This window comes from Dyella flagellata (assembly GCF_030160275.1).
GTDB classification, from domain to species: Bacteria; Pseudomonadota; Gammaproteobacteria; order Xanthomonadales; family Rhodanobacteraceae; genus Dyella_B; species Dyella_B flagellata.
Genome location: NZ_BSOA01000012.1, coordinates 33247 through 41405 on the forward strand (window position 1 = coordinate 33247; position 8159 = coordinate 41405).

The window sequence follows — 8159 nt, forward strand, 5'->3', positions numbered from 1 at the left end:
GATGGAATATCAGGCGACTTGATAGATGCGTACGTCCGGCGCTGCTGTCAGCAGAGGCTTCAGCCCAGCCACGACGTCCGCGCTGAAAAGATCGCTCTCAAGATATGCTTTGGCGCTTTGCACGCTGTCGAAGCCATGCAGCACTTGCACGTCTTCGTCACGAACCAGTAGCTCTTTGGACTTCGCACCCGCGATCGTGTTGAGGAAGGCGGCCTTGTATTTCTGGTACACGCCGGCAGCGGCAGCCCGGTCGGCAGCGGCGATCTTCAAGGTGATCTGCAAATAGGCCATCGTCTTTACTCCTAAAAAATTTGTCAGTTGCGGCCAGCCATGACGCCGCCATCCACATCCCAGATCGCGCCGGTTACCCAGCTGGCTTTGTCTGAAAGCAGGAAGGTGACTACTTCGGCGACATCCTGTGGCGTGCCGAAACGGCCGATGGGATGAAAGCCATTGAAGCCCTGCATGGCGCCATGAACGTCGGCCTTGGGGATGAAGCGCTCATAGATGGGCGTCTGCACCACGGCGACGGACACCGCATTGACGCGGATCTGCTCGGGGGCGAGTTCCATCGCAAGGTTCCTGGTCAGCGAATGCAAGCCGGCTTTGGCCATGGAATAAGCCGACGACGGGGTTGCCGCGATGGCCTGCTTGGCCCACATCGAACCGATGTTGACGATCGCACCGGGACGCTTATTGGCAATCATGTTGGCCGCAATCTTCCGCGTGACGAAGAAGAACGCCTTGTTTAACTGCATGTACTGGTCGTAGTCCGCTTCCTGGTGCTCCAGGAACGGTTTGGGGAAGTACACACCGGCGGCGTTGACAAGCAGGTCGATGTCCGAATGGGTGTCGATAGCTTCAAGCAGCGCAGCGACTCCTTCGCCACTGGACAGATTGGTCGTCAGCGCAGTCACCTGCCCCAGCGTGGCCAGCTCCTTGCGCGCCGCCTCGGTCTTGTCCGGGCGTTGGCCCACGATGACCGTGCTACCGCCTTCCTGCAGAACCATCCGGGCTGTTTCCAGCCCCATGCCGCTGGTGCCGCCGACCACCAGCAGCTTCTTGCCTTGGAATGTATTGCTCATGACGAATTCTCTGAATCTGTTGAAGAGTGGGTTCTAAACAAAAGGGGGCGAACCGAGGCTGCCCTACACTTGGCGGGCTGAAAGAAAAGCTTTTAACCGCCAGCGGTGTCCTTCTTTTTGGCCACCCGTTGCATTCACCATGGAATGAATTCTTTGCCGATTCCCTTGGGTCGACAAACGATTTAAAGTGTCAATCACTGAAAGAAAAACTATCCATGTGAAAACGCCGGTACACCTCAATGCGTTGCGCGCCTTCGAGGCCAGCGCCCGCCATCAGAGCTTTTCCGCGGCGGCGGCTGAACTGCACGTCACTCCCGCCGCGGTCGGTCAACTCGTGCGTGCGCTGGAAGACTGGCTGGGCACGCCGCTGTTTCAACGAAGTAGTAGCGGGCGGGCGCGACTTGTGCCCACCGAAGCAGCGGAACGTGCGCTGCCGGATATTCGTGCAGGCTTTGACCGGCTAGGGCTGGGCTTGGAACGGCTCAAGGAAGACTCCACCAGCGGCGTGCTCACGGTGACCATCAGCCCCGCCTTTGCCGCCAAATGGCTGCTGCCGCGCATTGATCGTTTCCAGACCGAGTGGCCCGATCTGGACGTGCGCCTGGATACCAGTCAAAAGCCGGTGGATTTCGTTGCGCAAAGAATCGATATCGGCGTGCGCTACGGCCTGGGAAGCTGGCCGGGACTGGTGGCGGAAAAGCTGATGGACGAGGAGGTGTATCCGGTGTGCTCGCCCCAATGGTTGCGCGAGCACAAGCGTTTGCAAAAGCCGCAGGATCTGGCGCGGGAAACCTTGATCCACGACTTGACGATGGATAGCCACACCGGCTCCCCCACCTGGGACAGCTGGCTGCAAAAAGCCGGTGCAACAGGCGTTGCCACCAAGCGCGGCATGAAAATCAACAACTCCGCCGCGGTCCTACAAGCGGCCATAGACGGTCATGGCATCGCGCTTGCCCGCAGCGTGATGGCACGTGATGACCTGGCAGCGGGACGCCTGGTCCGCTTGTTCCCGAAAGTCGATTTCGCATCGCCATTCGCTTACTACATGGTCTACCGCAGCGAGGCATCGACCTTGCCAAGGCTGATGGCGTTTCGCGATTGGTTGCTCAGCGAAGCTGAGAGGAACTAGTGCGCAGGCTGGGATGGCAATCCCAGCTTCGACACGCTACGTGGAAAGCTGGGATTGCCATCCCAGCCTACGCGCTATCAGCGTCCGGATGATGCAGCGGGCCTTTTCAGCGCTCCCTGCTCTCCGCCAGGCTCCACACCAAAGCCAGCAGTGACATCGCAAGCATCGCCACCCACATGCCGATGGCCGCCATGGACGGCTCTCCTGCCCGCCAGTCCCGCCAACCGGCATGAAGCAGCGGCACGCTGGCCATGCAGATCCAGCATGCCGCAGCCCCGGTCAGCACACCCACCCACAGCGGCCATGTCGCGCGGCGCCGACGCGTTGGCAAACGCTGCATCACCTGGTCGCTGAATCCATTATCGGCAACCGGCCCCTCGAATTGCCGGCGCAATAGTGCTTCGATGCTGTCGTCGTGCGATGGGTTCATGATGTTTCCTCCGTGCCGGCATCGCGCCATTCCGCCAGCCAGGTTTTCAATTTTGCCTTGCCGCGCGTCGCGTGGGTCTTCACAGTGCCGAGCGGCATCGCCAGCACATAAGCGGCTTCCTCATGACTGAGGCCCAGCTGCACACAATGCAGCAATACTGTCTGCTCAGCGGCGGACAAGCGTTGCATGGCGCGATCGAGGTCGAGTTGAAGATCGATCGCGCGCGCTTGTGCCGGCAACTGCTCCATCGTCTCGTCATCGACCCCTTCGTGTCGCGCGGGAGCGCGGTGCGCCTGCAGGAAACAGGTATAGGCAATGCGGTAAAGCCAGCTGGAAAACCGTGCCTCGCCGCGGAACTGGTCCAGCTTGCGCCAAGCCAGCATGAAGGTTTCCTGCGCCAGATCGTCCGCCGCGGCCTCGTCGCCGCGCAGCAGCCGGCGCAATTGCGCACGTACCATGCCTTGGTGCCGGCGCACCAGTTGCTCGAATGCACGACGGTCGCCGTCCAGCCGTACGCGCGTCACCAAGGCCTGGTCGATGCGTGCCTCGGCGGCGCTGTCAGCCACGCATGTCGCCTCGCCGGTTCAACCACCAACTGGCGAGGTAACCCAAGCCCGTCATCAGCGGCAACAAGCCGATACCCCACAACCGGTCGATGCCCAGGCCGTCGTCGAAGTGGCCTGGCAAGGCCAGGAACATGCCGATCAGTCCCAGGCCAACGCCGACCAGCACCAAGCCCCGTCGCCGCTCGCAATAGGCCACCTTCGGTTCCAGTAGCAGTTGGGACGGCAGCTCCACGCCCTTGTCGGCCAATTGCAACAAGGTTTGGTAACGCGCCTGCGTCTGCTGGGCGCGGTAGCGCAGCACGATCAGCACCATGCTTACGGGTGCCAGCATGACGATGAGGGGAATGAAAATATAGTCCATGGTGTTGTTCCAGATGATGTATCGGGGCGGAAAGCTTGCAGGGTGAGGATGATGGGGCAGCGCGATGCACTAGCTCAACGCTTCGCGCCCTCGGCGGCAAGCAAGTCGGCAATCTGCTCGGCGAGCAACCAGTGTTCCGACTGCCCTTCGTTGCTGGTCAGGACGACGGCCGCACCGGTTTCCCAAACCATTTCCAGGTCTGCCGTGGTGCCTTCGATGCCCCCCTGATGGCCACGGATGTGGCGACCGTGCGAGACCCGTTCGTCGATGCCGGCACCAATGGCACCAGGGCCGTTGTTAGGCACTTCGCCGTCGAACATCTTCGCCAGCGTTGCGGCGTTGATCAGCTTGCCTCCGTGCAAGGCCTCGGCGAACCGCAACAGGTCGGCATTGGTGGAATAACCGCCGCCCGCGGGGCTGCCCTTGTAGATGCCCTGCACCCAGTTGGCCTTCCACGCTCGGGAGAACACCCCATCGTCGGGGTAGTAGCCGACCGCTAGCCCGGGCACGATTTCATCCTCACTGTCGAAGCCGCTGGATGTCATCCGTGCAGGTTCGAAGATGTGGTGCTGGATATAGTCGAAGTAGCTTTCGCCGGATGCATTCTCGATGATGCGACCGAGCAGGATGTAGCCGGCGTTGCTGTAGCTCAAGCCTTTGCCCGGCTCGCCCAGCTTGGGCTGGCGGGCGATCAGCCCCAGATAGTCCACCGGGTTGAGGTAGCGTTCGGCGTGCTCGAAATAGTCCGGCACCATGAAATCGCCCAGGCCCGAGGTATGGTGCAGAAGTTCCCACACGGTGATCTTCTTCGCCGTCGCCTGGTCGGGATATTCCGGAACCAGCTTCGCCAACGTGTCGTTCCACGACAGCTTGCCGGCCTCGACCAGTTGCGCGATGGCGACCGCCGTGAATATCTTGCCGACCGAAGCGATGTGGAACTTTGTCTGGTGATCGACCGGCACATGGAAGCTACGTTCGGCCAGGCCACGGCACTCGTCGAACACGGTCTGGCCGCCGTCGAAAACGCTCACGCAACCGGAGAAGTCGGACCCGCTTACCAGTCGATCCAGTACGGCCCGGATCTGCTTTCCCAGTTCCGCATGCGACACCGGCCCTTTGGGCCAATGGTCAAAAAGCGGATTGTCCATCGGGACCAGCGCCGCCTGCGCGAGCTGGTCCGGATGTGCCGGGTCGGCGGTCAACCAGAACAGCGCGGCTCGCGCATTACGCCGCCCTTTGACCGCGACTTCAAGCACGCCCGGCTGGTGCGGATCGGTTTGTACATCGAACACATCCAGTCCACCGCTGTCGCGTGCCGCCGAGGCCAGGCCCGTGACAAACGCCGCCTTGTCGTCGGCAGCGACGGATGCCGACAGGACGGTGGGCGCCCATTGCCGGATTCGCGCGGGACCGTCGACATTGGCATGACGGATCAGCTCGCCGGCGAGCCGGCCCAACGGGGTATCGGGCAGCTGCGTGTGCGCGGGCGTAGTGGCCATGGCCGAGGTAGTGGCGAAAAACAGCGGGATGGAGGCGCACAAGGGAACGATCCGGAGTGCGCGGATCGTGGCCCTGACGAGGGAGCTGCGGTCGATCATGGAGGATGCTCTCTGGGTCACCGGCCGAAATGGCGGTGTTGATCCCTTAGATGCAGCGACCCCACGAATCGGATTCAGCCGACTTCCGTGGCTGAAGTATCCCCACGTTTTTTGCCAGCGCGTAGGCTGGGATGCCAATCCCAGCTTTCCACACGGCATCCCAATGCTGGGATTGTCATCCCAGCCTACACGCTCAGGCGTAACGTAGCCGGCCTTTTTCCGCCGTGATGCAACCTCTCAATTTGCCATCGACATAGCGGATCACGTCTTGCTTATGGCTGTGAATGAAGAAATGTCCGCCATCGTAGCCGACGCTATCGACCGCGCCGTCGATCAGTTCGGACCAGGCCGCTTCATCGCCCTCAGCGTAGGACTCATCCTGCCTGCCATAGAGATAGCTCACCGCAGTCTTCAGGCGCTTGCCTCGCCAGGCATAGGAATAGGTTTCGCCCAGCGCGAAATCGGCGCGCAGGATAGGTAGGAACAAGCGCATCAGTTCCGGGTCGTCGATGAATTCCCTGGGCGTGCCACCGAGGTTACGCAACTCGTGAATGAATGCTTCCTCCGTCAGGTTGTGCAGCGGCTTTCTCCTGCGCGGCAAATGCACCGGCGACTTGCCGGAGATGAAATGGTGCACCGGCCCGGGATGACCCATGCGCTGCAGGGTCAGCGCGAGTTCGAAACTGAGCAGTCCGCCGTTACTGTGCCCGAAAAACGCATAAGGCTTGCTCAGCCAGGGCACGATGCTGGGGACCATGGCCGCCACCATGTTGGCGCAACTGGCGATCAGGGGTTCGCCGAAACGGTAGCCGCGCCCCGGATACTGCACCGCAATCACCTCGACATCGTGCGAGAGCAGTTCCGGCCAATCGTGGAAGACGCTGGCGCTGCCGCCGGCGTAGGGAAAGCAGAACAATCGCAGCGCGGCGTTCGGCGCCGGCGACCTTAGCTGGAACCACGGATTTTTATAGGCACTCATCGGCGAGTCCTCTTAAGATGGATGAGCATGCAACAGTACCCTGTTCCCTGCCCCGCTATGACACCGCCTGTACGCTTCGGATGGTCCTGCTGGTCAATACCGACACCAGCGCAAAGCTGGACAAAAGCATGCCGCCGAGCACAAACAACTGCGGCATCGAGATGTAATGGGTCAGCACACCGGTGAGCAAGGCGGACAAAGGCGAGATGCCGGTCATGATCAGGGTCAGAATGCTGATGATGCGGCCAAGCAGGTGTTTGGGAATGCGATTCTGGATCCATGTGTACAGGCTCACCTGCACGAAGCCCATGCCAACGCCAAGCGTGAGCATCAGTGCAATACTCACTGCCAGCAGGTGGTTAACGCCCATGCCGAACATGGCGAGCCCGGCCGCCAGGTCGATCAGGCACACGGCGATGCCAAGCGGTATGGCTTTGAGCCACTTCAACCCGGATATCACCACGCCGGCCAGCTGGCCGAACCCGTTCACCGAAATCAAGATGCCGAATGCCGCGCTGCCCATGCCTAGCTGCTGTTGCACCAGCACCGGCAAGCCGACTTGCACGGGGCCGCTTGCAATCAGCGCCGCGGTCGCCCAATAGCAGGTCAGCGTACGCAAGGTGCGATCGCCGAACAGCCATTTGATGCCATCGAAAATTGAAGCAAGCAGATGCGTATCCGCCTCTTGCTCCGCCTTTGCGGGCAGCGTCAGGCGGGGCACGTTGAAGGCAGCGATCAGGAAGCAGCTGCCGTCGACCAGAAAGGCGATCGCCAGACCCTTGGGGGTGGAACTCAACAGACCGGCAAGAATGGGCCCGAGCAGAATGGCGCCCTGACTGGCGGCCATCATCATGGAATTGGCCGCCTGCAACTGCGCGGGCTCTACCAGCCTGGGCAGGATCGACATGCGCGCGGGAATGGCGAAGGAACCCACCACACCCATCACCACGGCAAAGGCGTACATCAGGTGCAAGCTCATCGCACCGGCCAGCACCAGGCTGCCGAAAGTAATCAGCACCCCCGATCCGACCACAGATGAAGCGATCAAGCTGCTGCGCGGCGAATAGCGATCCACCAACACGCCAGCCACCATCAGCAGCAACACCCTGGGAAAGCCCACGCAGGCCATCACCGTGCCAAGCACCATGCTGTCGTGCGTAAGTCGAAGAACCAGCCAGGGTATGGCGATCATGGTGAACTGATCGCCCAACAGTGTCGCGGTGGTACCGGCAAGCAGCCGCAGGAATCCAGAGTGACGCAACAAGTTACCACTATTCATGAGTAGCACTGATCCTTGTTGTCGGGACATGACGCGTCTTGCACGTCATAGCTACATATCAGTGTCGCAAAACTTTCGTGTGTGCGTAAAGCATGCATCACGCACGTGACATTGTTGATACAAGCTCGATGCAAGCAAAAACTTGCGTCATGCATGCACGCATCAACATCGCACATGTACGCGCTCATGACATACGCATACGCACGTGCGAACTCAATCACAAAACTTCATGTCACGCAGGTTGCAGTGACATCGATCAAGACAAGCACACAAAGAATTCACATGCGGTTTGTATCCTTCCGTGCGCAAATTGACGAGCCATCTACTCGCGCCGTCACTGCGTTACTGCAACAGCCTTTTTGCAGCATTGAAGCATCCCCGTCATTTTGTTCGCGATATCTTTGCGTCACTCCAGCAAGTAAGCCTGTTTTAATCGTTCCAATGGAGCGCCGAGGATTCGTGCGCCCTGGAAAAAGAAGAAGGCCGATCCGGGCACTGTGTGCAGATTCCAGATTGAACGATTCACCTTGCGGCATCGACTCAAATTTTGGATGTATCACCATGCTGAATTCGCTTGCGCCAAGATCTTTCCCCACCATGTCGATCGTGTCGTTCGTTCCGATAGGCACTGAGTAAGCAGCAAACTTTCGCGCTCCTTGCGAAGCATCGATCCGACGCCGTTGCGCGGCGCCGGATAGGGGTTCTTGCGCCTAATAACGGGATATCACC

Annotated in this window: 10 protein-coding genes; 1 reads left to right on the forward strand and 9 read right to left on the reverse strand. The window is 60.3% G+C overall.

Features of this window, described 5'->3' with window-relative positions:
• Nucleotides 1–9: 9 nt before the first annotated feature.
• Complete coding sequence (locus QQJ96_RS06720) at nucleotides 10–291, reverse strand: hypothetical protein (RefSeq protein WP_284331200.1); 282 nt, start codon at nucleotides 289–291, stop codon at nucleotides 10–12.
• A 23-nt stretch (nucleotides 292–314) separates the two neighbouring features.
• On the reverse strand, nucleotides 315–1085 hold the full coding sequence (locus QQJ96_RS06725; RefSeq protein ID WP_284331201.1) for an SDR family NAD(P)-dependent oxidoreductase: 771 nt from the start codon (nucleotides 1083–1085) through the stop codon (nucleotides 315–317).
• A 217-nt stretch (nucleotides 1086–1302) separates the two neighbouring features.
• On the opposite strand from QQJ96_RS06725, the gene gcvA reads away from it, so the two are divergent.
• A complete protein-coding gene (gene gcvA, locus QQJ96_RS06730) occupies nucleotides 1303–2217 on the forward strand; it encodes a transcriptional regulator GcvA (RefSeq protein WP_284331202.1) in 915 nt (304 codons plus the stop codon).
• A gap of 106 nt (nucleotides 2218–2323) precedes the next feature.
• Here the strand turns inward: gcvA and QQJ96_RS06735 are convergent, their stop codons facing one another.
• The 7 genes from QQJ96_RS06735 to QQJ96_RS06765 form a co-directional block, all read right to left on the reverse strand.
• A complete protein-coding gene (locus QQJ96_RS06735; protein ID WP_284331203.1) occupies nucleotides 2324–2647 on the reverse strand; it encodes a DUF5056 domain-containing protein in 324 nt (107 codons plus the stop codon).
• Nucleotides 2644–3213, reverse strand: coding sequence for an RNA polymerase sigma factor (locus tag QQJ96_RS06740; RefSeq protein WP_284331204.1), 570 nt, complete (start codon nucleotides 3211–3213; stop codon nucleotides 2644–2646). The genes QQJ96_RS06735 and QQJ96_RS06740 overlap by 4 nt, the downstream gene beginning before the upstream one ends.
• The gene (locus tag QQJ96_RS06745) at nucleotides 3206–3574 is read right to left on the reverse strand and encodes a DUF6249 domain-containing protein (RefSeq protein ID WP_284331205.1); all 369 of its coding nucleotides are present in this window, start codon (nucleotides 3572–3574) and stop codon (nucleotides 3206–3208) included. Before QQJ96_RS06745 ends, QQJ96_RS06740 begins: the two co-directional genes overlap by 8 nt.
• Nucleotides 3575–3648: 74 nt before the next feature.
• The gene (locus tag QQJ96_RS06750; protein ID WP_284331206.1) at nucleotides 3649–5115 is read right to left on the reverse strand and encodes a serine hydrolase; all 1467 of its coding nucleotides are present in this window, start codon (nucleotides 5113–5115) and stop codon (nucleotides 3649–3651) included.
• A gap of 250 nt (nucleotides 5116–5365) precedes the next feature.
• Entirely contained in the window at nucleotides 5366–6151 is a 786-nt protein-coding gene (locus QQJ96_RS06755; protein ID WP_284331207.1) for a thioesterase II family protein, read from the reverse strand.
• A gap of 55 nt (nucleotides 6152–6206) precedes the next feature.
• A complete protein-coding gene (locus QQJ96_RS06760) occupies nucleotides 6207–7430 on the reverse strand; it encodes an MFS transporter (RefSeq protein WP_284331208.1) in 1224 nt (407 codons plus the stop codon).
• 278 nt (nucleotides 7431–7708) lie between these two features.
• Entirely contained in the window at nucleotides 7709–8029 is a 321-nt protein-coding gene (locus tag QQJ96_RS06765) for a hypothetical protein (RefSeq protein ID WP_284331209.1), read from the reverse strand.
• Nucleotides 8030–8159: the final 130 nt, after the last annotated feature.

Excerpts from the sequence above, each read along its gene's own strand:
- QQJ96_RS06735 (WP_284331203.1), bottom strand. The coding sequence starts at position 2,647 with ATGAACCCATCGCACGACGACAGCATCGAAGCACTATTGCGCCGGCAA.
- QQJ96_RS06745 (WP_284331205.1), bottom strand. The coding sequence starts at position 3,574 with ATGGACTATATTTTCATTCCCCTCATCGTCATGCTGGCACCCGTAAGC.
- QQJ96_RS06720 (WP_284331200.1), bottom strand. The coding sequence starts at position 291 with ATGGCCTATTTGCAGATCACCTTGAAGATCGCCGCTGCCGACCGGGCT.
- QQJ96_RS06760 (WP_284331208.1), bottom strand. The coding sequence starts at position 7,430 with ATGAATAGTGGTAACTTGTTGCGTCACTCTGGATTCCTGCGGCTGCTT.
- QQJ96_RS06725 (WP_284331201.1), bottom strand. The coding sequence starts at position 1,085 with ATGAGCAATACATTCCAAGGCAAGAAGCTGCTGGTGGTCGGCGGCACC.
- QQJ96_RS06765 (WP_284331209.1), bottom strand. The coding sequence starts at position 8,029 with ATGGTGGGGAAAGATCTTGGCGCAAGCGAATTCAGCATGGTGATACAT.
- QQJ96_RS06755 (WP_284331207.1), bottom strand. The coding sequence starts at position 6,151 with ATGAGTGCCTATAAAAATCCGTGGTTCCAGCTAAGGTCGCCGGCGCCG.